Annotated in this window: 28 protein-coding genes, 1 tRNA gene and 1 other RNA gene; 13 read left to right on the forward strand and 17 right to left on the reverse strand. The window is 70.3% G+C overall.

The genetic code is table 11. The features are described 5' to 3' along the window. Positions 1-11: 11 nt before the first annotated feature. The 3 genes from AC1DDU_RS14675 to AC1DDU_RS14685 all read right to left on the reverse strand — a co-directional run bounded on the left by AC1DDU_RS14675 (position 12) and on the right by AC1DDU_RS14685 (position 2,911). The gene (locus AC1DDU_RS14675) at positions 12-1,397 is read right to left on the reverse strand and encodes a M20/M25/M40 family metallo-hydrolase (protein WP_477435336.1); all 1,386 of its coding nucleotides are present in this window, start codon (positions 1,395-1,397) and stop codon (positions 12-14) included. Further along, entirely contained in the window at positions 1,394-2,071 is a 678-nt protein-coding gene (locus AC1DDU_RS14680; protein ID WP_477435338.1) for an SIMPL domain-containing protein, read from the reverse strand. Before AC1DDU_RS14680 ends, AC1DDU_RS14675 begins: the two co-directional genes overlap by 4 nt. A 72-nt stretch (positions 2,072-2,143) precedes the next feature. Continuing rightward, positions 2,144-2,911, reverse strand: coding sequence for a siderophore-interacting protein (locus AC1DDU_RS14685; RefSeq protein ID WP_477435340.1), 768 nt, complete (start codon positions 2,909-2,911; stop codon positions 2,144-2,146). 207 nt (positions 2,912-3,118) lie between these two features. Between AC1DDU_RS14685 and ssrA the strand changes: the two genes are divergently transcribed. Together ssrA and AC1DDU_RS14695 are read left to right on the forward strand one after the other, a co-directional pair. Further along, positions 3,119-3,489: a transfer-messenger RNA gene (gene ssrA / locus AC1DDU_RS14690) on the forward strand. A gap of 119 nt (positions 3,490-3,608) precedes the next feature. Then, positions 3,609-5,270, forward strand: coding sequence for an ABC-F family ATP-binding cassette domain-containing protein (locus AC1DDU_RS14695; RefSeq protein WP_477435342.1), 1,662 nt, complete (start codon positions 3,609-3,611; stop codon positions 5,268-5,270). 37 nt (positions 5,271-5,307) lie between these two features. Here AC1DDU_RS14695 and AC1DDU_RS14700 read toward each other — a convergent pair whose 3' ends face one another. The 5 genes from AC1DDU_RS14700 to AC1DDU_RS14720 all read right to left on the reverse strand — a co-directional run bounded on the left by AC1DDU_RS14700 (position 5,308) and on the right by AC1DDU_RS14720 (position 9,087). Further along, positions 5,308-5,658, reverse strand: a complete 351-nt coding sequence (locus tag AC1DDU_RS14700) for a LysR family transcriptional regulator (RefSeq protein ID WP_477435344.1) — start codon at positions 5,656-5,658, stop codon at positions 5,308-5,310. A 70-nt stretch (positions 5,659-5,728) separates the two neighbouring features. Next, positions 5,729-6,280, reverse strand: coding sequence for a hypothetical protein (locus tag AC1DDU_RS14705; RefSeq protein ID WP_477435346.1), 552 nt, complete (start codon positions 6,278-6,280; stop codon positions 5,729-5,731). Between the two features lie 250 nt (positions 6,281-6,530). Then, positions 6,531-7,271: an SDR family NAD(P)-dependent oxidoreductase gene (locus AC1DDU_RS14710; RefSeq protein WP_477435348.1), complete on the reverse strand. Its 741-nt coding sequence runs from the start codon at positions 7,269-7,271 to the stop codon at positions 6,531-6,533. Between the two features lie 17 nt (positions 7,272-7,288). Continuing rightward, complete coding sequence (locus tag AC1DDU_RS14715; protein ID WP_477435350.1) at positions 7,289-8,221, reverse strand: alpha/beta fold hydrolase; 933 nt, start codon at positions 8,219-8,221, stop codon at positions 7,289-7,291. 125 nt (positions 8,222-8,346) lie between these two features. Then, the gene (locus tag AC1DDU_RS14720) at positions 8,347-9,087 is read right to left on the reverse strand and encodes an alpha/beta fold hydrolase (RefSeq protein WP_477435352.1); all 741 of its coding nucleotides are present in this window, start codon (positions 9,085-9,087) and stop codon (positions 8,347-8,349) included. Positions 9,088-9,275: 188 nt separating this feature from the next. Between AC1DDU_RS14720 and AC1DDU_RS14725 the strand changes: the two genes are divergently transcribed. The 5 genes from AC1DDU_RS14725 (at position 9,276) to AC1DDU_RS14745 (ending at position 13,402) form a co-directional block, all read left to right on the forward strand. Continuing rightward, positions 9,276-10,070, forward strand: coding sequence for an SDR family oxidoreductase (locus AC1DDU_RS14725; protein WP_477435354.1), 795 nt, complete (start codon positions 9,276-9,278; stop codon positions 10,068-10,070). A gap of 8 nt (positions 10,071-10,078) precedes the next feature. Further along, a complete protein-coding gene (locus AC1DDU_RS14730; RefSeq protein WP_477435355.1) occupies positions 10,079-11,002 on the forward strand; it encodes an RNA polymerase sigma-70 factor in 924 nt (307 codons plus the stop codon). A 59-nt stretch (positions 11,003-11,061) separates the two neighbouring features. Beyond that, a complete protein-coding gene (locus AC1DDU_RS14735) occupies positions 11,062-11,415 on the forward strand; it encodes a sigma-70 family RNA polymerase sigma factor family protein (protein WP_477435356.1) in 354 nt (117 codons plus the stop codon). A gap of 84 nt (positions 11,416-11,499) precedes the next feature. Continuing rightward, positions 11,500-12,258, forward strand: coding sequence for an SDR family oxidoreductase (locus AC1DDU_RS14740; protein WP_477435358.1), 759 nt, complete (start codon positions 11,500-11,502; stop codon positions 12,256-12,258). Between the two features lie 166 nt (positions 12,259-12,424). Further along, positions 12,425-13,402: a zinc-binding dehydrogenase gene (locus AC1DDU_RS14745; protein WP_477435360.1), complete on the forward strand. Its 978-nt coding sequence runs from the start codon at positions 12,425-12,427 to the stop codon at positions 13,400-13,402. A 30-nt stretch (positions 13,403-13,432) separates the two neighbouring features. Here the strand turns inward: AC1DDU_RS14745 and AC1DDU_RS14750 are convergent, their stop codons facing one another. The 3 genes from AC1DDU_RS14750 to AC1DDU_RS14760 all read right to left on the reverse strand — a co-directional run bounded on the left by AC1DDU_RS14750 (position 13,433) and on the right by AC1DDU_RS14760 (position 16,599). Beyond that, positions 13,433-14,791 carry a lipase family protein gene (locus AC1DDU_RS14750; protein WP_477435362.1) on the reverse strand — a complete coding sequence of 453 codons (1,359 nt, stop codon included), beginning with the start codon at positions 14,789-14,791 and terminating at the stop codon, positions 13,433-13,435. Positions 14,792-14,896: 105 nt separating this feature from the next. Then, the gene (locus AC1DDU_RS14755; protein ID WP_477435364.1) at positions 14,897-15,124 is read right to left on the reverse strand and encodes a putative acetyltransferase; all 228 of its coding nucleotides are present in this window, start codon (positions 15,122-15,124) and stop codon (positions 14,897-14,899) included. After that, positions 15,118-16,599, reverse strand: coding sequence for an SDR family NAD(P)-dependent oxidoreductase (locus tag AC1DDU_RS14760; protein WP_477435366.1), 1,482 nt, complete (start codon positions 16,597-16,599; stop codon positions 15,118-15,120). The genes AC1DDU_RS14755 and AC1DDU_RS14760 overlap by 7 nt, the downstream gene beginning before the upstream one ends. Positions 16,600-16,647: 48 nt before the next feature. Here AC1DDU_RS14760 and AC1DDU_RS14765 point away from each other — a divergent pair, with 48 nt between their 5' ends. After that, on the forward strand, positions 16,648-17,064 hold the full coding sequence (locus AC1DDU_RS14765; RefSeq protein ID WP_477435368.1) for an NUDIX hydrolase: 417 nt from the start codon (positions 16,648-16,650) through the stop codon (positions 17,062-17,064). Between the two features lie 21 nt (positions 17,065-17,085). Here AC1DDU_RS14765 and AC1DDU_RS14770 read toward each other — a convergent pair whose 3' ends face one another. Genes AC1DDU_RS14770 through AC1DDU_RS14780 form a run of 3 tightly spaced genes read right to left on the reverse strand, consistent with a single transcriptional unit; the run spans position 17,086 to position 19,129 of the window. Further along, positions 17,086-17,625: a YaeQ family protein gene (locus tag AC1DDU_RS14770; protein WP_477435370.1), complete on the reverse strand. Its 540-nt coding sequence runs from the start codon at positions 17,623-17,625 to the stop codon at positions 17,086-17,088. Positions 17,626-17,683: 58 nt separating this feature from the next. Beyond that, positions 17,684-18,262 carry a hypothetical protein gene (locus AC1DDU_RS14775; RefSeq protein WP_477435372.1) on the reverse strand — a complete coding sequence of 193 codons (579 nt, stop codon included), beginning with the start codon at positions 18,260-18,262 and terminating at the stop codon, positions 17,684-17,686. Positions 18,263-18,301: 39 nt separating this feature from the next. Then, on the reverse strand, positions 18,302-19,129 hold the full coding sequence (locus AC1DDU_RS14780) for an inositol monophosphatase family protein (protein WP_477435374.1): 828 nt from the start codon (positions 19,127-19,129) through the stop codon (positions 18,302-18,304). A gap of 94 nt (positions 19,130-19,223) precedes the next feature. Here AC1DDU_RS14780 and AC1DDU_RS14785 point away from each other — a divergent pair. Next, a tRNA-Lys gene (locus AC1DDU_RS14785) sits at positions 19,224-19,299 on the forward strand. A gap of 74 nt (positions 19,300-19,373) precedes the next feature. On the opposite strand, the gene AC1DDU_RS14790 is transcribed toward AC1DDU_RS14785, so the two are convergent. The 3 genes from AC1DDU_RS14790 to AC1DDU_RS14800 all read right to left on the reverse strand — a co-directional run bounded on the left by AC1DDU_RS14790 (position 19,374) and on the right by AC1DDU_RS14800 (position 22,156). Then, positions 19,374-20,123 (reverse strand): ABC transporter permease, encoded by a 750-nt coding sequence (locus tag AC1DDU_RS14790; RefSeq protein ID WP_477435376.1) that lies wholly within the window; start codon positions 20,121-20,123, stop codon positions 19,374-19,376. Positions 20,124-20,471: 348 nt separating this feature from the next. Continuing rightward, positions 20,472-21,704: an MFS transporter gene (locus tag AC1DDU_RS14795; RefSeq protein WP_477435378.1), complete on the reverse strand. Its 1,233-nt coding sequence runs from the start codon at positions 21,702-21,704 to the stop codon at positions 20,472-20,474. Then, on the reverse strand, positions 21,701-22,156 hold the full coding sequence (locus tag AC1DDU_RS14800; RefSeq protein ID WP_477435380.1) for a MarR family winged helix-turn-helix transcriptional regulator: 456 nt from the start codon (positions 22,154-22,156) through the stop codon (positions 21,701-21,703). The genes AC1DDU_RS14795 and AC1DDU_RS14800 overlap by 4 nt, the downstream gene beginning before the upstream one ends. 200 nt (positions 22,157-22,356) lie before the next feature. On the opposite strand from AC1DDU_RS14800, the gene AC1DDU_RS14805 reads away from it, so the two are divergent. The 4 genes from AC1DDU_RS14805 to AC1DDU_RS14820 are packed head-to-tail and all read left to right on the forward strand — an operon-like array spanning position 22,357 to position 26,009. Further along, positions 22,357-23,559: a substrate-binding domain-containing protein gene (locus AC1DDU_RS14805; protein WP_477435382.1), complete on the forward strand. Its 1,203-nt coding sequence runs from the start codon at positions 22,357-22,359 to the stop codon at positions 23,557-23,559. A 19-nt stretch (positions 23,560-23,578) separates the two neighbouring features. After that, a complete protein-coding gene (locus AC1DDU_RS14810; RefSeq protein WP_477435384.1) occupies positions 23,579-24,394 on the forward strand; it encodes an ABC transporter ATP-binding protein in 816 nt (271 codons plus the stop codon). Beyond that, complete coding sequence (locus AC1DDU_RS14815; RefSeq protein WP_477435386.1) at positions 24,391-25,137, forward strand: ABC transporter ATP-binding protein; 747 nt, start codon at positions 24,391-24,393, stop codon at positions 25,135-25,137. The genes AC1DDU_RS14810 and AC1DDU_RS14815 overlap by 4 nt, the downstream gene beginning before the upstream one ends. Beyond that, positions 25,134-26,009, forward strand: coding sequence for a branched-chain amino acid ABC transporter permease (locus AC1DDU_RS14820; protein ID WP_477435388.1), 876 nt, complete (start codon positions 25,134-25,136; stop codon positions 26,007-26,009). Before AC1DDU_RS14815 ends, AC1DDU_RS14820 begins: the two co-directional genes overlap by 4 nt. Positions 26,010-26,031: the final 22 nt, after the last annotated feature.

A 26,031-nucleotide genomic window follows, 5' to 3' on the forward strand; every position in this document is an offset into this window, starting at 1 on the left:
GGCGGGTCGACCTACTGTAACCGCTGCAGAAGGGTGCGATGGAACAGCTCTCCCCGCTCGAGAGCGGCGATCTCGACGCGCTCGTCGACGCCGTGGATCGATGCCCGCTGCGCGGCGCTCATCTCGATCGGGGCGAAGCGGTACACCGCGGGGGAGAACCGGTGGAAGCGACGTGAATCGGTGGCCGCCATCATCACGTACGGCACTGTCGCGGCATCCGGGTGCGACACCTTCACCGCCTCGGTGATGAGGGCGAACTGCGCGTTCTCGGTCGACGACTCGGGCGACGGCTCGTCGCCCTCGAGAACCTCGACGGTCACCAGCTTGTCGGCCACGCGACGGCGTACGCGCTTCACGGTGCTCTCGACAGTCTCACCCAGCGCGATGCGCAGGTTGAGCGTCGCAGACGCCTGCGAGGGCAGCACGTTGGCCGCGGTGCCGCCGGACTGCATCGTGGCGGCGACCGTGGTCCGCACCATGGCGGCAGGCTCGCCGCCCATCGTGGTGAAGATGCGGGCCGTCAGCCAGGGAGCGACCGACAGCAGCCGGTACAGGGCGCGGGGGATGCCGGAGGTCCGGCCTGCGAACAGCTGCAGCATCCGCGACACGGCCTTCGGCGTGCGGGCGGGGAAGGTCCCCGGCGACAGGCGGTCGACCGCCCGCGCGACGCGTCGAACAGCGGTGTGCGTCGGGGGAGCCGACGCGTGCCCGCCGTCGCCGCGGGCGCTCAGGCGCAGCGTGAGCACGCCCTTCTCGCCGACGCCGACCATTGCCGCGTTCCCCTGCACGAACGGGAGGGGCGCGTCGACGACGGCACCCCCCTCATCGAGCACGAGCCAGGGCTCGACGCCGCGATCCCGCAGCGTCGACGCGATGACGCGGGCCGTGCCGCCGAAGGTCTCTTCGTCGCCGCCGAACGACAGGTAGACGTCGCGCGCGGGGGTGAAGCCCGCCGCGAGCAGGTTCTCGACGGCATCCATCACCACCACGAGGGGTCCCTTGTCGTCGAGCGCGCCTCGGCCGAACACCCAGCCGCCCTCGATGCGTCCCTCGAACGGCGGATAGGTCCAGTCGTCGCTCTCGTCTACCGGCACGACGTCGAAGTGGGCCATCAGCACGGTCGGCTTATCGGCCACGCGGCCGCGCCACCGGTACAGGATGCCCAGCTCGCCGATCCGCTCGCGCTCCAGGTGCTCGTGCACCAGCGGGTACTGCTCGACGAGCAGGTCGGCGAACGCGTCGAAGGGCGCTTGCCCGCGCTCTTCGTACTCGGCCGACACCGTGGGCAGCTGGATCATGCGCGACAGCCGGTCCGCGATCCCTGCACGAGCGGATGACGCGTCCTCGGCGTGCGGCGCGAGCCCGGGGGACGATGCGTCGCCGGTCGCCGCGCTCATCGGGCGGCGAACCGGGCCTCGACGGCGGCCGAGATCACGAGGTCCTCGGGCTGCAGCTGCACCGCGGGGCCACCACCGGAGGAGTCCGCCGCGAAGTTGGCCTTCGCCATGAGCATGCGCGGCGCTGGCGCCATCTCGGGACTGCTCGGCTGGGTGAGCAGTCCGACGTCGGCGATCTCGAGCGCCGTTACGTCGGCGAGGCCGAGCGCGCCGGCGTACGCGGCCGCGCGCGCCACCGCCACGCCGACCGCCTGAGTGGCGACATCCCGCTCGGTCTGCGCACGGGTCTCGGGGGTGAGCTTCCACTCGATCCAGCCGAGCTGCACGCCGTCGCGCTCGGCGACCTCGCCGGCCCACCACGACAGCACCGCGAAGTCGGTGAAGGTCACGGAGAAATCGACCGTGGCGTAGTGCACGGGTGCGAGCCGCTTGCCCTCGTTGTTCCAGGGACGCTCCGACCACACCGACACGCGCTGGCTCGTCCACTCCGTGACGGTTCCCGCCGACTTCCGTGCAGCGAGGTCGTCGCGCACGGGTTCGGTGAGCGCCGCCATCCGCTCGACGACAGCGCCGCGCTCCGGCCCCTCGGCGCGGATGGTGAGGTGTGCGATCGCGCGCTCGGGGGCGATGCGGGTCTCGTGTTCCCCGCGGACGGTGATGACGACGTCGCTCATGACGCCGACTCTACGTGCCACGCGCAGGCGGCGGGAATTGGCTCAGGCGCCGCGCAGCTCTCGCACCGTCGGTCAGTCGGGGAAGATCTGACCCACCGGCAGGCGCTTCTCCGCCTGGAAGACGTCTTCCGTGCGCCCGTACGCCCAATACGCCGACAACGACAGGTCCGCCCGCTCGACGCCGCGCTCGAGAAGTCGCGGCCGCAGCGCCTTCATGGCGCCCCGCTCCCCGTGCGCGAACACCTGCACGCGGCCGGTGGGCCAGGCGGCAGCATCCACCGCGGCGACGAGCCGCGTGCCAGGGGCGTCGTGATCCTCGTCCACCCACTGCACCATGACCCCCGACGGCGCGTCCACCCGGTGGGCGACCGAGCGAGTCTCGATGATCGTCGTCACCGCGCTCGCTGCGGGAAGCGCCTCGAGCGCCGACCAGATCGCGGGGATCGCGGACTCGTCGCCGATGAACACGTGGTGGTCCGCACTGAGATCGGGGGAGTACCCGCCGCCCGGCGAGGACATCGTCAAACGGTCGCCCGACTGCGCGTTCGCCGCCCACGGCCCGGCGATGCCGGTGTCGCCGTGCACCACGAAGTCGATGTCGATCGTGCCTGCGGCGGCATCCACTCGGCGGATCGTGTACGTGCGCTGCGTCGGGAGTTCGTCGAACGGCAGCGTCTCGCGCAGCGTCGCCAGGTCGTACGGCGGCTCGAGCGCGCTCCCCGCCGGTGGGAAGTAGAGCTTGGCGTACTTGTCGGTCTCGGGCCGGTCGGCGAAGTCGGCCACCTCGCCGGCCAACGTCACCCGCACGAGGTCGGGCGAGAGCCAAGTGCTCTTCGTCACGTGAAAAGTCGTCTGCGGGCGAGGCCGGCGAGGTGAGGTCACCCTTACATGCTAGACAGCGGAGCCGGCGCGACGGTGCCGCGGAATGGCGGGGGAGCGGCATCCGTTGTATTCTGATGTGCTCGGATGCTTCGGTGCCCGAGTGTTGGCAATTCCACAGTGTGACAGCGGCCCTTCGCGAGAAGGAACACCTCGGAAGAGGACCACGGGGATGATCGGTTTCGACATCGCCTGTGAATCTGCGTGAAGCGGGCCGAGGATGCAGGGTTATCTCGTAAACGCTCCTTGCAAACCAATAACTGCCGAAAAGAAGCAGTCCGCGTTCGCCCTCGCTGCCTGAGCAGCGAGCCCGACGCCGTCAATCCGTGACTGATCCCGTCACGGGTATTGGCGTCATTTAGGGATCTAGCTGCGTGACGTCGCCTGAGCGTCACGCGGGACTCTTTTCAGGATGGGCTCGTCGACTTAGGTGTCTGTGACAAAGGTCGGAGCCGAGTAGAACGCTCTTACAGACTGCGCCCGGAGAAACCGCAGTTTCTCAGCGATGGACGGGGGTTCGATTCCCCCCATCTCCACAGCCGTTGTCATCGGAGTTGAAGGCCCCGACCTCTGCGATCCGTCGCGGAGGCCGGGGCCTTTCCCACGGGCGGCGCCCGTGGTGCCTCGGCAAGGGTGTGGGCGCTGAGAGGATTGACGGATGACCGCAACGCTCGTGGCGCGCGGCGTGGCCGGCGGATACGGCCACCGCACGCTCTTCGAATCCCTCGACCTGACCGTCACTCCCGGCGACGTCGTCGGTGTGGTCGGCGCCAACGGAGCCGGGAAGTCCACGCTGCTGCGGCTGCTCGCGGGCATCGACGAGCCTCAGGCCGGCGTGATCACCCTCTCGCCCGCCGACGCCTTCGTCGGCTGGCTGCCGCAGGAGCACGAGCGCGTCCACGGCGAGACGGTCGCGGAGTACATCGCCCGTCGAACCGGCTGCGCACGGGCGACGAGGGACATGGATGCCGCAGCCGCCGCCCTCGGTGACCCGGCGCTCTCGCCGGCCGGCGTCGATCCCGCCGACGTCTACTCCGCCGCCCTCGATCGCTGGCTGGCCAGCGGTGCCGCCGACCTGGATGAGCGCCTTCCGGTGGTGCTCGCCGATCTCGGACTCGACCTCGGTGGCACACCCGCGGAGGCGGCCATGACGTCGCTGTCGGGCGGCCAGGCCGCGAGGGTCGGGCTGGCCGCACTGCTGCTTTCGCGATTCGACATCGTGCTGCTGGACGAGCCCACCAACGATCTCGATCTCGACGGCCTCGAGCGGCTGGAGGCCTTCGTCCGCGGCCTGCGCGGCGGTGTCGTGCTGGTCAGCCACGACCGCGAGTTCCTCGCCCGATGTGTGACCCGAGTGCTCGAGCTCGACCTGGCGCAGCACACGAATCGCGTGTACGGCGGCGGGTACGACGCGTATCTCGAGGAGCGTGCGACCCTGCGTCGTCACGCGCGGGAGAAGTACGACGAGTTCGCCGACAAGAAGGCGGATCTGGTCGCCCGGGCGCGCACGCAGCGCGAGTGGTCCAGTCAGGGCGTGCGCAACGCGATGAAGAAGTCGCCCGACAACGACAAGATCCGGCGGAAGGCGAGCACCGAGTCCAGCGAGAAGCAGGCGCAGAAGGTTCGTCAGATGGAGAGCCGCATCGCGCGGCTCGAGGAGGTCGAGGAGCCGCGCAAGGAGTGGCAGCTCGAGTTCACGATCGGCACCGCGCCCCGGTCGAGCACCGTCGTCTCGACGTTGAGCTCCGCGGTCTTCACGCAGGGCGCGTTCACCCTCGGACCGGTGTCGCTCCAGGTGAACGCCGGCGAGCGGATCGGCATCACCGGGCACAACGGCGCCGGCAAGTCGACGCTGCTGCGCGCGCTCCTGGGCAGGCAGGCGCCGACGGCGGGAACGGCGAGCGTCGGCGTGAACGTGGAGGTCGGCGAGATCGACCAGGCGCGGTCGCTGCTGGTGGGCTCGCAGCCCCTCGCCGCCGCGTTCGGAGACCTCGTGCCCGACATGGAGTCGGGTGAGGTGCGCACCCTGCTCGCCAAGTTCGGCCTCAAAGCCGATCACGTCGGCCGACCGGTCGACGAACTGTCACCGGGTGAGCGCACCCGAGCGGCGCTGGCCCTGCTGCAGGCGCGAGGGGTCAACGTACTCGTGCTCGACGAGCCGACGAACCACCTCGACCTGCCGGCGATCGAACAGCTCGAGCAGGCGCTCGAGTCGTACCGGGGCACGCTGCTGCTCGTGACCCACGACCGGCGCATGCTCGATACCGTCCAGCTCGACCGGCAGTGGCAGGTCGACGCCGGACGCGTCACCGAGGTCTAGGTCCGCGCGCGCCGAGACGCCGCGCGCTCGGGGAGGATCAGCGCCCCTGACGCTTCTTGTACGGCTTCGGCTGACCCTTCACGATCGGCGCGCGCCCCTTGCCCTTGGACGCCTTGGCCTTGCCGCCGGCGGCGGCCTTCGGCTTCGCCGCCGGGGCAGGGGCGGCAGCGATCCGCGTGCGCGCTTCGTCGAGCAGCAGCTGACCTGCCTGCGTCAGCGACCAGGTCGGCTTGCTGCGCGTGAAGAGCGGATGCCCGACCTCTGCCTCGAGCTTCTCGATGGACGTGTAGAGCGACGCGAGCGGGATGCCGAGGGCCTCGGCCGTGCGCGGAACATGCAGATCGTGGTCGACGAGGGCCACGAACCGCTGCAGTTGGCTGATGTTCACGGCATCCTTTCGTGCACCGGACTCACTCCAGCATGCCGTACCGCGCCCGCGGTGCGTCGACGGGAACCGCTCAGGGCGGGCAGCTGGGCCCGCGCGGCTCGCCGCCCCCCTGGTCGGGACAGACGCCCACCGTGAGCAGGTAGTCCTCGAGGAGCGCGCGTGTGCCGCCGAACGCGGCGAGCTCGGGATCGCCTTCTTCGCGCCAGACCGCGAACACGACGGGCCGCGGGAAGATCCCGCCCGAGACGAAGGCCGCGATCCCTTGTTCGAACTCCACGAGCAGTGCCGGATGGCAGTCCCATCGTTCGATGCACAGGGCGACAGCACGATCCGCGATGCCGCTGCACGGCGAGAGGCCAGCGAGCGCGCAGTACTCCGCAGCCCAGCTCTCGACGGGACGCGGGCCGCTGCCGGGGTGCAGCCCGAAACCCGTGGCGTCGACGACGACGTACTCCGATCCCGGGATGCTCCGGCTCGGCGTCGGCATCGGTTCAGAGGCGGGCTCCTCGGCAACCGGTTGATCGGGAGAAGGCGAAGGCCCGACCCCGGAGAAGGGCGCGGTGCAGCCGGCCAGAAGCAAGACCGCCCCCAGGGCCAGTACCGCCCGTCCCACGCTGAACATGGGCATCTCCCCAGCGCTCACCGTATCCCCGGTCAGTGGGCATCACAAGGGGCGGGCCGCGCACCTAACGGATGGCTCCGCGGTGTCGATGGTGTGGAGGGGGGTAGTGAAGGTGGACGGCGCGAGCAGTCCCTTCGAATCGAGGCGGCGCCCCGGGACTCGGCCCAGCGACCGGGGCGCCGCCGGTCCCCGATCGTGATGCGTGCGGTCTATGCGCCGAACCGGGCGACGTCGCGTGTCAGGGCGCTCCTCATGACCGCACCTGGTCGGTGGGGCGTACCAGGATCTCGTTGACCGAGATGTGGGCCGGCTGACTCAGCGCGTACACGACGGCGTCGGCGACATCCTCCGGGTCCAGCGGGCGCATCGACTGGCCGATCTCCGCCGCCGCGGCACGCATGACGGGATCGGTGATGTGGTCGGTCAGCTCGGTGGCGACGAACCCGGGCTGGATGACGATCACCCGCACGCCCTGCCCGGTGACCTCTTGACGAAGCGATTCCGAGAACGCCGTGATGCCGAATTTCGTCGCGGCATAGACGCCGCTTCCCACCGAGGCCGTGCGGCCCGAGGTCGACGACACCTGCACCAGTGCTCCCTTGGAAGCGATCAGGTGGGGGAGCGCGGCATGGGCCACGAACATCGAGCCGAGCAGGTTCGTCTGCACCATCCGCACCCACTCGCCGGTGTCGGCGCCGACGATCATGCCGCTCTGCATCAGCCCGGCGTTGTTGACCACGACATCGAGGCGGCCGAACTTCGCGACCACGTCGGCGACGGCATCCGTGACCGACCGCTGGTCGGTCACGTCCAGGTGGACGGCGAGCATCTCGGTCGGCGCGGACGCGACGAGCCCGTGCAGTCGCTCGACGCGGCGGGCGCCACCGGCCACCGTCGCACCTGCGCGGGAGAGGGCGAGCGCGGTGGCACGCCCGATTCCCGACGACGCGCCCGTGACGAGCGCGACCTTTCCCTGCAGATCCCCTGGCATTGCTCCTCCTTCTCGGATCAGGGTGTTCCGGCGCCGTCGCCGGGCGCCTCCGCGAGCTCGAGGATGGCCTCGGCGAACGCGTGCGGGGCTTCGGCGGGCAGGTGGTGACCGGCATCCGGGATCTGTCGGTGCAGACGTGTACCGGTGAAGAACCGATCGTGCTGCGAGCCGTCGGTCGCGGGGAAGTTGCCGTCGGCCGTGCCGTCGAGCGTGATCGTCGGCACGGTGATCGCCGGCAGCGCGGCCAGGCGCAGCTCGGGCTCGGCATGCTCGGGCGCGCCGGGTTCGAGCCCGAGCCGGTGGCGGTACGAGTGGATGACCACGTCGACGTAGTCGGGGTTGTCGAAGGCGACGGCTGCGCGGTCCAGTGTGGGCTGGTCGAACGTCCAGGCGGGGGAGTTGCGGCGCCAGATGACATCTGCGACGCCACGGGCGTCGCGCGCGAGGCCGGCGCGGCCGCGTTCGGTCGCGAAGTACCAGAAGTACCAGAAGCCCGCCTCGAGATCCGGGGCGAGGGGGATGCCGGATGCCGCGATGTCCTGGATCAGGTAGCCGCCCGCCGACACCAGCCCTCCGACGCGCTCGGGCCACAACGCGCCGACGATGCAGGCGGCGCGAGCGCCCCAGTCGTAGCCGGCGAGGATCGGCTGCACGAGGTCGAGCGCGTCGATGAAGGCGAGCAGATCCGCGCCGAGCGCGGCCTGCTGACCCGAGCGGACCGTTCGGTCGTCGCGGAAGGTCGTCGGCCCGTGACCTCGGAGGTACGGGACGAGCACACGGTAGCCGGCATCCGTCAGCAACGGCACGACGTCGACGTAGCTGTGGATGTCGTACGGGAAGCCGTGCAGGAGCACCACGGGCTCGGCGGCGGGGTCACCGGCGTCGATGTAGGCGACGCGGAGCTCGCCGGCGTCGACGGTGCGCAGCGGGGTGGGGAAGGACGTGGACATGTGGCCTGGCTCTCGGTCGGGGTTGCGCGCGAGCCGGGCTGCCGTCGTCGACGCAGCCCAGCCGTGGGCGGAGTGGGAGGCGGCGCCCCGGAGATCGGACCATCGTCCGAGGCGCCGCCGGTCTGTCACGCGGCGGCCGAGAGCCCGGCGAGGTAGGCCTTCGCAGCCTCGGCGATGGTCGCGGCCACGGCGGCCGGCTGCGACACCCCGATCGCGTGCGAAGCGCCGGCGACCTCGTGGGTGCCCTGCGAGCCGGCGCGCTCGGCGCCCGCGCGGTGCACGGCGACGGGGATGTTGAGGTCCTGGTCGCCGAACACGTGCCACGACGGGATGTCGCGCCATGCCGGACGGTCCGTCGGCAGGCCCTCCGACAGCGCGGCCTGGGTGACCGGGCGCTGCGTGGCGGCCATGAGCGCGGCGACCTCCGCAGAGACGTCCGCGGCGAACTGGTGGTGGAACAGCTCGGGACGGATGGCGAACTCGTCGCCTCCGCTGGACACGGGGTACGCCGCCAGGGCGTCGCCGAGAGTGCTGCCGGGCGCGCTGTTGGACAGGTCGAACGCGCTCTGACCGGTCTCGGGCACGAACGCGGCGACGTAGACGAGGCCGACGATGTCGTCGCTGCCCGCCGCCGCCTCGGTGATGACCAATCCGCCGTACGAGTGACCGACGAGCACGACCGGTCCCTCGATCGACGCGAGCACGTCGCGGACGTAGGCGGCATCGCCGGCGAGGCTGCGCAGCGGGTTGGCGACCGCGACGGCGCGGACGTCGTGCCGCTGGAGCTGGGCGATGACGCCGTTCCACGAGGACGACTCGGCGAATGCGCCGTGGACGAGGACGACGGTGGGCTTCTGCTCGGACATGTCGGCTCCTTTCGAGGGTGGTCTTGCGGTGTTGACAGCTAGGACCGAGGAACAGGTCGCCGTGTGACACCGAACGAGGATTCGCGGATTCGCGAGAGACTTCGCGATTCCTGTCACAGCCGGCGGCGGCATCCGGTCTCAGCTGAAAACGCGCGCGACCGCGAGCGGTGGAGCAGAGAGGTTTCATCATGAGGATCGCTGTCATCGGGGGAACGGGCCTGATCGGCTCGAGGGTCGTCACGATGCTGGAGGCGACCGGGCACGATGTCGTCGTCGTGGCGCGAGCGGTGGGCGTGAACTCGTTCACCGGCGAAGGGCTCGAGCAGGCTCTCGAGGGCGTCGAGACCATCGTCGACGTGTCGAACTCGTCGTACACCGACGAGGCAGGCGCCCGTGAGTTCTTCTCCGGGTCGACCCTGAACCTGCTCACCTACGGCGCCGCCGCCGGGGTGCGCCACCACGTCGTGCTGTCGGTCGTCGGCACCGACCGGCTCGCCCTCTCCGAGGGCGGGTACTTCCAGGCCAAGGCCGAACAGGAGCGCCTGCTCGCGGCATCCGGCCGGCCGTACTCGATCGTGCACGCGACGCAGTTCTTCGAGTTCGTGCGCAGCATCACGGATGCCGCCACCCGCAGCGGCATCGCGCACGTGGCCGACGCGCTCATCCAGCCGATGGCGGCCGACGACGTGGCCACGGCGGTCGCCCGCGCGGCGCTGGTGCGTCCCACCGGCCGGATCACGGAGCACGGCGGACCGGAGGTGTTCGAGCTCGGAGTCCTCGCGCAGCGCGAGCTGCGGTTCCGCCGCGACGAGCGCGAGGTCGTCGCCGACCCGCTGGCGACCTACTTCGGCGCGCAGCTGGACCGCTGGGAGCTGCTGCCCGACGTCGACGCGCTGATCGCGCCGACCCGCTTCCACGACTGGCAGATCGCGCCGCACGACGGCGACGACGCGTTGTTGCCCTCCGTCGCGGGCGTACGCTGAGCCCGGCGATGGGAGCGGCAGGCGAGATGAACCAGACCACACGATCCGCGAGCGACCAGGACGACATCGCGCTGGCGGTCACCGTCTTCGACGAGCACCGGCGACGCGTCTTCGGCATCGCGTACCGCATGCTCGGGACCGTGGCCGATGCCGAGGACATCGTGCAGGAGACGTGGATCCGGTGGCAGGGCGCCGACCGTGCCGAGATCCGGGAGCCGGGTGCGTTCCTGGCGACCGTGGCCACGCGGCTCTCGATCAACGCGACGCAGTCGGCGCATGCACGCCGCGAGACGTACATCGGTCCATGGCTGCCCGAGCCGGTGAACACCGATGCCGACCCCGCGCTCGGCGCGGAACGGGGCGAAGCGCTGCAGTTCGCGATCCTGCTCATGCTCGAGAAGCTCACGCCCACCGAGCGTGCCGCGTACGTCCTGCGCGAAGCACTCGACTACCCCTACGAGCGCATCGCGGACGTCATCGGCGCCACCGTCGCCGGCGCACGTCAGCTGGTCAGTCGTGCGCGCAAGCACCTGGAGTCTGCCCGGAAGGCGGAGGTGGCCGCCACCGAGCAGCGGCGCCTGCTCGAGGCCTTCCTCGTCGCCGCGCAGAAGGGCGACGTCAGCGGTCTCGAGCGCCTGTTCGCCGAGGACGTCGTCAGCTACACCGACGGCAACGGCGTCAAGCTCGCGGCGCGCATCCCCGTCGCCGGCCGAAGTCGCGTCGCGAAGTTCGTCGCCGCCTTCTCCAGCCACTTCTGGACCGGCAAGACCATCGACTGGGTCGAGGTCAACGGGCAGCCCGCGGCGACCCTGTCCGAAGGCGGGGAGGTCACGACCATCGTCACGGTCACGGCGGCGGAGGACGGCATCCGTCAACTGCTGTGGGTGATGAGCCCCGACAAGCTCGGGCACGTCGCCCAGGTCGGGGCGTGACGAGACGACCAGGCGCGTCGTGGCTGCACCGTTCACCGCGGGGCTCGAGGTCGAGCGCCGTGCAGCACGAGCGCGTCGTCCGGGCGCTCGTCACGGCCGCTGAGGACCGCGACGCGCGCGCCGTGGGACGGATGCTGCATCCCGGCGTCCGGCTCACCGTGGACGGCGGCGGAGTCGTCGCGGCGCCCGCGTCTGCGCTCGACGGCGCCTCCGAGGTCGGGGCTCATCTCGTCGGAGTGCTCCTGGATCCGCTCGCCGCGCTGCGCGTCGAATCGGTGAACGGCGTGCCGGGCATCGTCGTGTGCCGGGAGGGACGGGTGGCAGGGGTGCTCAGCGTCCGTGTTCGCGGTCGACTGGTCCTGGAGTCCTGGCTCGTCGTGAACCCCCAGAAGCTCAGCGGCTGGCGCTGCTGACCTGCAGGCCGTCACAGATCGGGTGGCGACGCTGTCCTAGCTGTTGAGCGCCGTCCCACGCGCTCCCGCAACGAAAGGCACATCATGGCAAAGATCGTCGTCATCGGAGGCTCCGGGCTCATCGGCTCGAAGGTCGTCGCGAAGCTCACCGCGCATGGGCACGAGGCGGTGCCGGCGTCGCCGAACTCGGGCGTCAACACCATCACCGGCGAGGGCCTCGCCGAGGTGCTGCGAGGAGCCGATGTCGTGGTCGACGTGTCGAACTCGCCGTCGTTCGCACCGGATGACGTGATGGCGTTCTTCACGACGTCGACGAACAACCTCATCGCGGCTTCGCGGGAGGCGGGGATCGGTCACTACGTCGCCCTCACCATCGTCGGAACCGATCGCCCCAACACCATCGCCTACTTCGCGGCGAAGGCCGCCCAGGAGAAGCTGATCCGCGCGTCCGGCATCCCCTACTCGCTGGTGCACGCGACGCAGTTCTTCGAGTTCATCGGCGGGATCGCGGCGGTCTCGGGCAAGGACGACGCGATCCACCTGCCGGACAACCTCATGCAGCCGATCGCCGCGGAGGATGTCGCGACCGCGGTCGCGCGCACGGCTGTCGGCGAGCCGATCAACGGCGATGTCGAGATCGCCGGCCCCGAGGTGATGGGTCTGGACGAGCTGGTGCGGCGGGGCCTGGCCTTCCGCGGCGACACGCGCGAGATCGTGACCGATCCCGAGGCTCCGTACTTCGGTGCGCGGATGGAGGAGCGCACGCTCATGCCCGTCGACGGCGTGCAGGTGTTCGAGACGACGCTGGACGAGTGGCTGCCCGCGAACCCGCCGCGCGGCTGAGAGCGAGTGCGGGTGCGGGCGCCCGAGCCCGCCCCGCACCGCTCGAGGCGGGCTCGTCGGTCGCGCCACCGACGAGTCCGGATTCGGGGAATGCGGCGAGGACCCCGTCGGCTATACCGTGGGGCGGCTGCACACCCCGCAGCCCGAGACACCGAGGAGCACCACCGTGCACGCACTCATCCACTCGACTTTCGGCGATCCGACGGAGGTTCTCGAGGTCGCCGAGCGACCCATGCCCGAGCCGGGCACCGGACAGGTGCGGGTGCGCACGCTGCTCTCGCCGATCCACAATCACGACCTGTGGACCATCCGCGGCACGTACGGGTACAAGCCCGAGCTCCCCGCTGCGGCGGGCACCGAGGCCGTCGGCATCGTGGACGCGTTGGGCGACGGCGTCGACGCGCTCCAGGTCGGGCAGCGCGTCGCGACGGGCGGGACGTTCGGGGTGTGGAGCGAGTACTTCGTCACCAATGCGGCCGGGCTCGTCGCCGTGCCCGACGTCATCGACGACGAGACCGCGGCCCAGCTGATCTCGATGCCTTTCAGCGCGCTGAGCCTGCTCGACTCGCTCCAGGTCGAGCCGGGTGACTGGATCGTCCAGAACACCGCCAACGGCGCCGTCGGCAAGCTCGTCGCCCAGTTCGCCGCCGCCCGCGGCGTGCACGTCCTGGGCCTGGTGCGCCGCGACGCCGGCGTCGACGAACTGGCCGGGCTCGGCATCCGGAACGTCGTCTCCACCGCGTCGGCGGACTGGCGTGAGCGCGCCGCGGAGATCCTCGGTGAGAACGCGCCCCGCGCCGCGGTGGACTCCGTCGGCGGCGAGGCCGCGGGAGACCTGCTGTCGCTGCTCGGCGAGGGCGGGACCCTGGTCTCGTTCGGATCGATGGGATCCGAGACCCTGACGCTGTCGGCCGGCGACCTCATCTTCAAGCAGGCGACCGTCAAGGGCTTCTGGGGCAGCGCCGTGAGCCGGACGATGGATGCCTCCACCCGCGGTGCGCTCTTCGGCGAACTGATCCAGCGGATCGCGTCGGGCGAGGTGGCGCTGCCGGTGGACGCGGTGTTCCCGTTCGCGCAGGCGCGGGAGGCCGCGGCGGCCAGTGCGGTGCCGGGGCGCGCCGGCAAGGTGCTGCTGCGGTTCTGACCCGGGACCGACCCGCGAGCGCACCGGCGTTCACACCGGCGGCAGCTCGGCTCCGGCATCCGCAGAGGTCATCGAGGGGGCCCCGCCGAGGACGCGGCTGGAGGTCGTGATCTCGGAGACCACCAAACCGATCGCGCTGCGGGCGGTGGTGCTGTCGTCCCAGTACTGGGCGTGCACCGAGAGGCTGCGCAGGATCAGGAAGTTCGCCGCGTTGAGCCGCAGGTCGGGGTTCCACGCCAGATTGCACGTCGGCGTCCTCGTCGCCGTCGCCGGGCCGCCCAGCGTCGGGGCGACGTACGCCTTCGGCAGTGTGTAGCCCCGAGGGAGCGTGAAGCCCTCAGGGACGATGGACTGTGTCGTCGGCGTCTGCTCGGGCGCCGGGGACTCCAGCCCGGTCGTCGCAGCGGCGGACACCGTGTCGTCGCGGAAGTTCGACCCGAGCACGTCGATCGGCTGGTAGATGTTGACCCATTTCGGATCGACGCCGTCGGTGAACGTCCTGCCTTCGCTGTAGCTCGGCCGCACCATGCGAACCAGATCGAACGGGCTCCCGATCGTGACCAGCGTCTTCACGAGCGACAGCGTCGGCGCGGGGCTGCCGCCCTGCGGATACACCGCCTCCATCGCGACGAGCGCCCCGAAGCTGTAACCGACCAGGTGCACGCTGTCGACCTCCGGCCGGTGGGCGACCGTGTCGACCAGAGTCTGGATGCCGCCGCTCAGGCGGTTGCGGGAGCCACCGGTCAGCGTGAACCGGGCCATCTGCACCGCGCGCTCGCCCAGCCAGGTGATCCGCTCGCGGAAGCTCGGGACGAGGCCGCCCACGACGGCGCCGATCAGCACGACCCACTGCGGCCAGCGCAGCACCGGTCCGTCGGACGAGCCCTGGGCGATGGTGAGGATCGCCTCGATCAGCGCGAACACGGCGATGCCGAAGTAGATGAAGATGAACGCCGTGATGAGGAGCAGGATGAACGCCTGCAGCAGCTGCGGGCGGGTCTTCGCGCGGCGTCGGACACTGAAGATCACCCGGAAGAGCACCAGCGCCCCCGTGATGGCGACCAGTCCCAGGCTGATGGCGCGCAGCAGCGGGTTCCGTGTGGACGTGCTGTTGTCGAGTTCGGCGACCGAGTCGTATCCGTAGATGTCCAGCACGCCGGTGACCACGCCGTCGCGGTCGGTCCGCAGGATGCGGTGCACGGGATGCGTGTCGACCGAGATCGGCGTGATCGCGAACCTGGTGGCCCGATCGGGTGCCTGCTGGTTGAGCTCCCAGCAGACCAGCTGTGCCACGTGTCCGACCTTGAGCGACTCGGTCTCGCCGATGCCGGGGACGAAGATCAGCACGTCCTTCGGTCCGCTCGCGTTCGACGTCGTCGTCTCGTCCATGGCGGTGCGCTCCTCTCCTTGGGATGAGAGTCGTTCGACCACACCACAGGAGCACGCGCGGTTCACCGGTGATACGTGGACGCGAGCGGCCGGCCGGTGCCTGCGCTACGGCGACGGCGGTGTCTCTCCCCGGACCCGCGGTGCGGGCGGCGGCGGCACCTCCTTCGCGGCGATGATCGCGCCGCGGGGGATGCGCTCGACGCCGCGCTTGCCGTCGACGACCACGGTCTCGGCATCCGCGCTCAGCAGCTCGCCGAGCGCGTCGGTCGCCTGTCCCGTCGGCAGGATGTAGCGGACGACCACCCGGCGGCCCGGCTCCGGCAGGTTCACCACTGGCCGGGGGCGTAGTCCTTGAGGAAGACGCCGAAGAGGTCTTCGCCTGCCTCGCCGCGCACGATCGGGTCGTAGACGCGGGCCGCGCCGTCGACGAGGTCGAGGGGCGCGTGGAAGCCCTCCTCTGCGAGCCGCACCTTGGTCGGGTGCGGGCGCTCGTCGGTGATCCAGCCGGTGTCGACGCTGGTCATGAGGATGCGGTCGGTCTCGAACAGCTCGCGGGCGCTCGTGCGCGTGAGCATGTTGACGGCCGCCTTGGCCATGTTGGTGTGCGGATGCCCCGGACCCTTGTAGCCGCGATTGAAGACGCCCTCCATCGCGCTCACGTTCACCACGTAGGTGCGACGGGCGGGGCTCGCCGCCAGCGACGGCCGCAGCTTCGAGATGAGCAGGAACGGCGCCGTGGTGTTCGCCAGCTGCACCTCCAGCATCTCGAGCGGGTCGACCTCGTCGACGCTCTGGACCCACGAGTTGGTGTGGTGGAGGTCGGGGATGAGGCCGCCGGCGTCGATCGCCGTGCCGGCGGCGAGACGCTCCAGCGAGCTGGATCCTGCGGCCATCGCCTGCTCCGTCAGCTCGTCGGCGCGCGCTGCTGCGGCAGCCAGGATCGGATGCGCGGTCACCGACTTCTCCAGCGCCTGCGGGTGCCGGTCGTTGGTGTGACCGAACGTGATGAGCTCGGGGAGCGGTCCGTCGGGCAGCGGGGCGAGCTCGGCGTCGACGAGCGGCTGGTACGCGCCGGGAGAGCGTCGGACGGTCTGGGTCGCGTTGTTGATGAGGATGTCCAGCGGCCCGGCGGCAGCGACGTCCTCCGCGAGACCCAATACCTGCGCCGGATCGCGCAGGTCGATGCCGACCACCTTGAGGCGGTCGATCCACTCCGGCGCGTCGGGCAGGCTGCTGAACCGACGCACGGCGTCGCGCGGGAAGCGGGTCGTGATCGTGGTGTGCGCGCCGTCGCGCAGCAGCCGCAGCGCGATGTACATGCCGATCTTCGCGCGGCCGCCGGTCAGCAGCGCACGCTTGCCGGTGAGGTCGGTGCGCGCGTCGCGCTTGGCGTGGCTCATCGCTGCGCACGTCGGGCACAGCTGGTGGTAGAACGCGTCGACGACGGTGTACGGCTGCTTGCAGATGTAGCAGGCGCGCGGCTTGAGCAGGGTGCCTGCCGTGGGCGCGGTGGTGGACGTGCTGATCGGGATGCCGCGCGTCTCGTCGTCGATCCGGTCGGGTGCCCCGGTGGCCGTCGCGGCGACGACGGCGCGGTCGGCGGCGGCGATCGCCTCGCGGATCTCGCGGCGGCGCTCCTTCTTCACGGCCTTGAACATCGCGGCGGTGGCGCGACGGACGGCCACGTAGTCGGGGTGGGTCTCGTCGACTCCCGCCATGCTGCCGAGCACCCTCAGAGTGGTGGCCAGATCGTCCGGGTCGATGCCGCTCGGCGGCAGGTCGGAAGGGGCGGGGGAATCGGGAAGCACACGTGATTCTACGCCGGACTGCCTGGGTGAACCTGTTAGCGTGCCAGCGTGACCCTCTCGAACGCACCCTCGACGCAGGCTCGCAGCATCCATGTCTCCGCCGCGGTCATCGTCAACGACCGCGACGAGCTGCTGCTCGTGCGCAAGGCCGGCACCACCGCGTTCATGCAGCCGGGGGGCAAGCCGGAGCCGGGGGAGACCCCGGACCAGACGCTGAGCCGCGAACTCCACGAGGAGCTCGGGATCTCGGTCGACCCCGCCGCCCTACGGCCGCTCGGGCTCTTCACGGCCGCCGCCGCCAACGAGCCGGGCTTCCTCGTCGTCGCGGACGTGTTCGCCGTCGACATCGAGGATCAGGTGCCCGTCATCGCCGCCGAGATCGAAGAGCTGCGCTGGGTGTCGCGGGCCCACGCCGACCACCTCGAGATCGCACCGCTCGCGCGCGAGAACTTCCTCCCGGGCTGAGTCTCGGGCACGCCGCCGTGTTCAGCCGGCGGGCGTGGCGTGGATGTCGGACTCGAAGCTCGAGCCGTTCAGATCGAGGTACAGCCGGCGCTCGGTGATCGAGACGGTCATCGTGTTGCGGCGCGCGAGCACCGCGGTGACGGCATCCACGAATCCCGGATCGAAGCTGTACAGGGCGATGTCGTCCACCCGGTGGATCCGCTTGCCGGCCCACGGTGCGGCCACCTTCGCGGGGTCGCGATGCGTGTACACCGCGACCCGGGACGCCTGCATGCTGCCGGTGTGCAGGCGTGCGGCATCCGGAGCCCCCACCTCGATCCATGCGACCAGCGCACCGGTCAGGTCGCGCACCAGCACCGCCGGCTCGTCGGTGGCCGAGATCCCCTCGCTGAACGAGATGCCCTCCTCGTACTCGAGGCAGTATGCGAGCACACGCGTCAGCATGAACGCGTCGGTCTCGGAGGGATGCTGCGCCACGCGCACCGAGAGGTCCTCGTAGACACCCCGGTCGACGTCGGCCAACTGGATGTCGAAGGTGTACATCGTCACGCCGATCGCCATGACGATCGAGCCTACGCGGTGCGCAGTGGCTGTCGCGCCCGGCGAGCGGGCGGGAGGGTCAGCTCTTGGGCCACTCGATCAGCAGGAGGCCCTGCTTGGTGTCGGCGACCGTCACGTGGCCGTCGGCGAAGAGGTAGGTCATGCCGTAGCCCTCGGCATCCTTCGCGATCGCGGTGTCGGCGCTCTCGGTGATGTAGACGCCGGCGGCGCCCTCCTCGCGCTGCCAGCCCTGCGACTCCAGCTCCGCCTGTGCGTCGGCGGCCTCGTCGTCGGAGAGCTCGGCCCAGCCGAACATCTGCCCGTGGTCGCCGGCGGGACCGGAGAAGTCGGCCCACATGCACTGCAGCCCGCCCTCGACCTCCAGGCTGCCGATGTACAGCGGCGAGGCCTGCGACGTCCAGCCGATGCTCTCGTAATCGGCGACGACGGAATCGCTGATCAGCGTCTCGCAGGTCGGGTCCTCACCGGCTGCCGCGCCCTGGTCTGGGGTCGCCGACGGCTTCGGGGCCTCCGGGGTGGGAGTCGCGGCGGTAGGAGCCGTCTCCTCCGGCGCGGACGGCGTGCCGCCGCAGGCGGTGAGGACGACGGCGGACAGGACGAGCGCAGCGGCGGTGCCGAGGATGCGGGGAGCGAGCATCAGGTGTCTCCGTAGGGGGAATGGGAGGCGGTCGGGGCGTCAGTCGATGTGGAGCAGGTCGAGGTAGGCGTCGTGCAGGACGCGGTTGGTGGCCAGCGAGGAGCGCTCGGCCAGGGAGTCGTTGCCGTCGAACGAGGTGAACCTGCCGCCGGCCTCGGTCACGATCGGCACCAGCGCCGCGATGTCGTACTCCTTGACGCCGAACTCGGCGACGAACTCGAGGCGCCCCTCCGCGAGGAGCATGTAGGGCCACGCGTCGCCGTAGCCGCGGTCGCGCCACACCGACGACGTCAGGCGCTCCAGCGCGTCGAGCTTGCCGGCATCCCGCCACTGGGCGATGCTCTGGAAGCTCACGCTCGAATCCGCGATCGTGTCGACCGACGACACCGACAGCCGCTGCGGCTCGCCCATGGGGCCGTCGGTCCAGGCGCCGAGGCCCGTGGCGGCCCACCAGCGACGTCCGATCGCCGGCTGGCTGGCCACGCCCACCCGCGGCACGCCGTCGATCACGAGCGCGATCAGGGTCGTCCACATCGGGATGCCCTTGAGGTAGTTCGCCGTGCCGTCGATCGGGTCGATGATCCATTGGCGCGACGAGTCGCCGGTGACTCCGTACTCCTCGCCGAAGACACCGTCGCCCGGGCGCTCCGCCTCCAGCAGGGCACGGATGGCACGCTCGGTGGCGAGGTCGGCCTCGGTGACGTGGCTCGCATCGGCCTTCAGCTGCACGTCGAGATCTGCCGCGTCGAAGCGGGACATGGATGCCGCATCCGCGGCATCCGCCAGTCGCATCGCGAGTTCGAGATCGGCCTGAAGGTCTCCCTCGTACGGCGAATCGAACGTCGGAACGGGGGAGGCTGAGGTCACGAGATCAAGGATAACCGGGGCTTTCCCACCTCGATTTCACGTGACGCGATCGTGATGCTAATGTTGATCCTCGTTCGCCCCGGTCGCGAACAACGCACCTCTAGCTCAATCGGCAGAGCAACTGACTCTTAATCAGTGGGTTCTGGGTTCGAGTCCCAGGGGGTGCACCACACGGAGCCGCCTCCCGCAGACACCTGCGGGAGGCGGCTCCTTTTCGTGTGCGATGCGGGTCGTCACCGCTCACCTAGCGGAGCGCTGCGGGCTTGGTGCGCACCGGACCGAGCCACGTCGCGACGAGGCTCGCGGTGATCGCGCCGCACGCCATGATCCCCGCGAGCACGATGATCTGGAATCGCCCGGCCTCGAGCGGGGAGATGCCTCCGAAGATGGCGCCGACGAACGCGCCGGGAAGGACGACCAGGCCGGTCGTCTTCGTCTGGTCGATGCTCGGGATGAGGGCGTCGCGGATAGCCCGACGGGCCAGATGCACGGTGGACGCACGCGGCGTCGCGCCCAGTGCCAGCCACCCCTCCACTTCGTCCCAGTGGTCCAGCACGGACGTCGTGAACATGCGGCCCGTCAGTGTCGCGATGCTCATCGCGTTGCCGATGATGATCGCCCCGATCGCCAGTGCGTACCGTGGGGTGAGCTCCAAGGCGCCGGTGGCGAAGACGACCGTCGCGGTGACGATCACCCCCGCCGCGATCGAGGACGACATGGTCGCGACCGCGCGCCATGACCAGCCGATGCGCCCGGCGGCCACGCAGAAGGCGACCGTGAACATGACGATCAGCACGACCACGATCCACGCCGGGCTGCTGATCACGCCGGTGAGGATGACGCTGATCACCGCGAGCTGCACGGCTCCGCGGGCGATCGCGAGTGCGGGACTCGCCGATCCCGGAACGCGGAACGCCACGAGCGTCGCCGTCGCGATCACGGTCAGCACGAGGATCCCGATCAGCGACGGGAGCAGTTCGGGCAGGGTCTCCACACGCGGAGCCTATCCGCGGCGCCACGGCGGCGACGTCTCGTCAGCTCGGTGAGGTCTGCGACGGGGCTGCGTCCGATGAACAACGGCCTCCTGTGGCGATACGAGCTGGTAACGGTTTGACACCGTGACCAGGGGATCCGCTAGCGTGGGCGGGCGAGTGTCCGCCGGGATCCTGGGAACTGATCCTGCGGTGCACTCGCAACTGGGGATCTCTGGGGCTGGGGCTACCGATTTCCCCTGCGCCACCCCCGGGCGCAAGGTAAGGTCCCTCGGACGCCGCACGCTGTGCGCGCGTCCGAGGGGCCTCGCTGACGGCGGGCGCGTGCCCGCGCGGCGCCGGGGCCGGCGTCAGGCGGCGTCGCCGATGAGCACGGCTGCGGCCTCTTCGGCGGCATCCGCTTCGCGCTCGTCGATGCGGGCCAGGGCGCGGCGGCCGAACAGGATCGTCGCGGTCGCGATGAGGACGGATACCGCGGCGAACAGGTACGGCACGGTCGGGCCGTACAGGTGCCACAGCAGGGCGGCCAGCGGCGGGGCGGCGGCGCCCCCGAGGAAGCGCACCGCAGAGTACGACGACGACGCGACAGACCGCGGGAGGTCCGTCGCCTCCATCACGGACTCGGTGAGCACGGTGTTCATGACGCCGAGGAGCAGCCCGCCGACGATGATGCACACGACCAGCGCCGTCGGGTCCTCGACCAGGATCCCCGCGAGGACCAGGTCGATCGCCAGCAGCGGCAGCGTCAGGAGCATGACGCTGGTGCGCGCCATGAAACGCAGAAGGAGCGGTGCGACCCACACGCTCGTGACGGCCAGGGCCACACCCCAGCCGAAGAACGTGAACCCGATGCCCATGGCGCCGAAGCCGAGCGGGAACGGCGAGAACGCCAGGAGCACGAAGAACCCGATGTTGTAGAACAGGGCGGCGACGGCGAGCACCGCGAGCGACGGGATGCGCAGCGCCTTGAACGGAGCCGACAGCGGCACCGGCACGGGCTTCTCGCTCGGGCCGCGCAGCAGCGCCAGAACGGCGACGAACGCGATCGCCATGAGCACCACGACGCCGAAGAACGGTCCGCGCCAGCTGACCTCGCCGAGGAGGCCGCCCAGGAGGGGGCCTACGGCGATGCCGAGGCCGAGCGCCGCCTCGTAGAGGACGATCGCCGCACCGCTGCCCCCGGATGCGGCCCCGACGATCGTCGCGAGTGCGGTGGAGATGAACAGCGCGTTGCCCAGGCCCCAGCCCGCGCGGAAGCCGATGATCGCGTCCACGCTGCCGCTCAGCGAGCACAGCAGCGCGAAGACGACGATGAGCGCGAGGCCGATCAGCAGCGTCGCCTTCGCCCCGATGCGGCTGGAGATCCAGCTGGTCACGAGCATCGCGAGGCCGGTGACGAGCAGGTAGCTGGTGAACAGCAGCTCGGTCTGCACCGGCGTCGCCTCGAGCGACTCGGCGATCGCGGGGAGGATCGGGTCCACCAGGCCGATGCCCATGAAGGCGACGACGCAGGCGAACGCGACCGCCCAGACCTGCGCCGGCTGGCGCCACACCGAACCCGTGCTGTGCCCGTGCGCGCTCATCGGGTGGCCTCCGCGGCGTCGGTGGACGAGGTGCGCGTGCGGTCGAGCTTGCGCATGAGGACGGATGCCGTCAGCCGCAGTGCGTCCCATTCCTCGGGCTCGAGGTCCTCGAAGTGCGGCGCGAGGGCGGCGGTGAGCTGCAGAAGCCACGTCTGGAGCGCCTCGAGGCCGAGGGGGGTCACCTCGACGACGGTCGCGCGGGAGTCTGCGGCATCCGCCGTCTTGGCCACCAGGCCGTGGTCGGCCATCTGCCCGACCAGTCGCGTCATGCCGGGCTGCGTCACGCGGCTGAGGCGGGCGAGTTCGCCGATGCGCAGCGCGCCGTGGTCGCGCAGGATCGTGAGCGTGCGCCACTGGGCGGCGGGGGTCTCGTTGGAGGTCTCGAGCGCCGCGACGCGCGTGAGGGCGTGCGCGGCGACGATGAGCGTCTCGATGTCTTGGTCGTGGGTCACGAACGACAAGCATACCAGTGGTATATACCGCTGGTATGCAAGTGATGGCCATTCGTCCCGATTCGGTAACGACGGCGGGGGAGGGGATGCCGCCGACTTGACCGCGACGGCATCCGTTTCCTAGATTGCAAGAACCTGAATCGGATTTCATGTTCTGGATCCGAGGCACCAGAATCCTTCCAATGGGGAAAGGCACGCACATGCGGGTTACGAAGAAGTTGCTCCTGGGATCCGTGGTCGTCACGGCGGCGCTCGCCATCGCGGCCTGCGCACCCACCGCCGAGACGCCGTCCGGTGGCGCGACCGACGGCGGCGGCCCCGCCGAGGTCACGGTGGGCATCGTCACGAGCGAGTCCGGTCCGCTCGCCGGCTACGGCAAGCAGTACCTGGACGCGTTCAAGGCGGGCCTGGACTACGCCACCGACGGCACCGGCGAGATCGACGGCACGACGATCACCGTCGAGTACCGCGACGACGCCGGCGACCCCGACAAGGCCGTCACCGCCGTCAAGGAGCTCATCGGCGAGGGTGTCAACATCGTCGCCGGCACCGCGTCGTCCGGCGTCGCGCTGGCCGTCGCCGAGCAGGCGGAGCAGAACAAGGTGCTCTACATCTCGGGCCCCGCCGCCGCGGACGCGATCACCGGGATCAACGACTACACGTTCCGCTCGGGACGCCAGAGCGCGCAGGATGTCGCCACGGCGGGCACGTTCCTCGACGACATCGAGGGCAAGACGGTGACCGTCTTCGCGCAGGACAACGCCTTCGGTCAGGGCAACGTCGCCGCGGTGAACGCGATCCTCGGCGGCAAGGGTGCGACCGTCAACTCGGTGCTCGTCGCCGAGGACGCCACCGAGTTCACGCCGTTCGCGCAGCAGGTGCTGGCGGGCAAGCCCGACCTCGTGTTCGTCGCTTGGGCCGGCGCCACCTCGGGCGCCATGTGGCAGGCGATGAGCCAGCAGGGCGTCATGGACGAGATCCCGGTGGTCACGGGTCTCGGCGATTCGGCGACCTTCGGCGCCTACGGCGAGGCATCCGAGAAGATCAGCTTCCTGAACCACTACTTCCCGGGTGCTCCCGACAACGAGGTCAACGACGCGATGGTGAAGGCGATCGAGGATGCCGGCGGCACCCCCGACCTGTTCAGCCCGGACGGCTTCAACGCGGCGATCATGATCGTCCACGCCATCCAGGAGGGCAAGGGCGACGTCGACGCGATGGTCTCGGCGCTCGAGGGCTTCGAGTTCGAGGGTCCCAAGGGCACCATGACGGTCCGCGCGAGCGACCACGCCCTCATCCAGGAGATGTACCAGGCCAAGCTCGTCGCCAAGGACGGCACCTTCGTGCCCGAGCTCGTCGACACGGTCCCGGCCGACGACGTCGCGCCGGCCGAAGCCGAGTGATCCGGAGCTTCGCGAAACGATGAGCACCACAGTCCCGTCCGCGCCCGTCGCGGAGACCGCGCGCCGCGGCTCTCCGCTGAAGATCGAAGGCCTCGGCCTGCAGATCGGCGGCGCGACGATCCTCAAGGACGTCGAACTCGACGTCGCCGCCGGCTCCCTCGTGGGCGTCATCGGTCCCAACGGCGCCGGCAAGACCACGCTCTTCAACGTGATCTCGGGGCTCCTGAAGCCCACCGCCGGCCGTGTCGTGCTGGACGACCGCGACATCACGACGGCGTCGGTGCCCGCGCGGGCGCGGGCGGGACTGGGGCGCACCTTCCAGACGTCGAGCCTGTTCCCGAAGCTGTCCGTGCTCGAGAACGTGCGCCTGGCCGCCCAGGTGTCGCTGGGAGGCTCCGGGTCGCTCCTGCACTTCCCGAAGCGGTCGGATGCCGCCACCGAGCTCGCGCTGGCGAAGCTCGACGCCGTCGGGCTCAGCCACAAGCTCGAGGCCCTGGCGGGCGACATCTCGCACGGCGACAAGCGCAAGCTCGAGATCGCGGTGCTGCTGGCCACCGAGGCGAGCATCGTGCTGCTGGACGAGCCGATGGCCGGCGTCGCCTCGGGCGACGTGGCCGGCCTGGTCGAGAACATCCGCGACATGCAGCGCGAGAAGGGCTGCACGCTGCTGATGGTCGAGCACCACATCGATGTGCTGATGGGCCTGGTCGACAAGGTCGCGGTGATGTACTTCGGCACGATCATCGCGTACGACACCCCGCAGCGGATCATGGACGACCCGCTCGTCCAGAGCGCCTACCTGGGCACGGGGTCGGCGGGGACGGAGGCGGCATGAGCGACGCGATCCTCACCGTGCGGAACCTCCGCTGCACGATCGCCGGCCAGCAGGTCGTCGAAGACGTGTCGTTCGACGTCCCCGCCACCGGCATCACGGCCGTGCTCGGCCGCAACGGCGTCGGAAAGACCTCGACGATCCGCGGCATCCTGGGTCTCATCTCCCGCCGCGGCGAGGTGCGTCTCGCGGGCGAGCGGATCGACGGCCTGCCCACCCACCGCATCGTGCGGCGCGGGGTGGGCTACGTGCCCGAGGACCGCGAGGTCTTCTCGCAGCTCACCGTCGCAGAGAACCTCGCCCTCGCCGAGCGCCAGCGCGAACCGCGCCGCGAGTTCGTCGCCGAGCTGTTCCCCGACCTCGTCGCACGCCGTGACCAGCGGGCGGGAACCCTCTCGGGCGGCCAGCAGCAGATGGTGTCGGTGGCGCGCGCGCTGCTCAACGACAACCGACTGCTGCTCGTCGACGAACCGACGAAGGGCCTGGCCCCCAAGATCGTCACCGAGGTCGCCGACGCGCTGCAGGAGGCGTCCAAGACCGTTCCGATCCTGCTCGTCGAGCAGAACCTCGAGGTCGTGCGCCGGCTCGCCGACGACGCCGTCGTCATCGCCGGCGGCCGCGTCGCCCATGTCGGCAAGGCCCGCGAGATCCTCGACGACGAAGACCTCACCCGCCGCCTCCTCGGCGTCCACGTGGAGCACGAAGACGCATGCGATGCACTGAGCGAGCGGAGCGAGTCGAAGTGAGCACCCTCGTCCTCACCCTCATCACCGGCGTCGGACTCGGCGCCCTCTACTTCCTCGTCGCCAGCGGGCTGAGCCTCATCTACGGGCTCATGCACGTGCTCAACTTCGCGCACGGCGCGTTCCTCACGCTCAGCGCGTTCATGGGCTGGATGGTCGCCCAGGCGCTCGGCACCGACTCGTGGGGATCGTTCCTGCTGTCGGTGCTGGCCGGCGCCGGCATCGGCGCGGTGTTCGCCACGCTCACCGAGCTCGTCCTCATCCGCCCGCTCTACGAGCGGCACATCGAGCAGGTTCTGGTCACGGTGGGCCTGTCGTTCGCCGCGGTCGCACTGTTCGAAGGCATCTGGGGCACCGACCCCATCCACATCGCCGGTCCCTCGTGGCTGAAGCAGACCACCGAGGTGCTCGGCGCTCGCATCCCCAACACCTACTGGGTGCTCATGATCGCCGCGGTGCTGGTGCTGGCCGCCCTCGTGCTGTTCCTGCAGAAGACGCGCTACGGCATGATCATCCGGGCTGGCGTCGAGAACCGCTCGATGGTGACGGCGCTCGGCATCGACGTGCGGCGCTCGTTCACCCTGGTCTTCGCGATCGGCGGTGCGGCGGCCGGCATCGGCGGTGTGCTCGCGATGCACTACTCGACGTTCGTGTCGGCCCATCTCGGGCAGACGCTGCTCATCTTCGCGTTCATCGTCACGGTCGTCGGCGGACTGGGCTCGCTGACCGGTGCGGCGGTGGCATCCGTCCTCGTCGCGGTGCTGCAGCAGTTCGCGAACTTCTACCTCGGCGGCACCGGCGACTTCATCGTCGTGATCCTGCTGGCAGTCGTGCTGCTGGTGCGCCCGAGCGGACTCCTCGGGAGGAAGGCATGACCCCCACCGCCTCGGGCTCCGG

The sequence above is a fragment of the Microbacterium sp. 05T445 genome, from assembly GCF_056395865.1.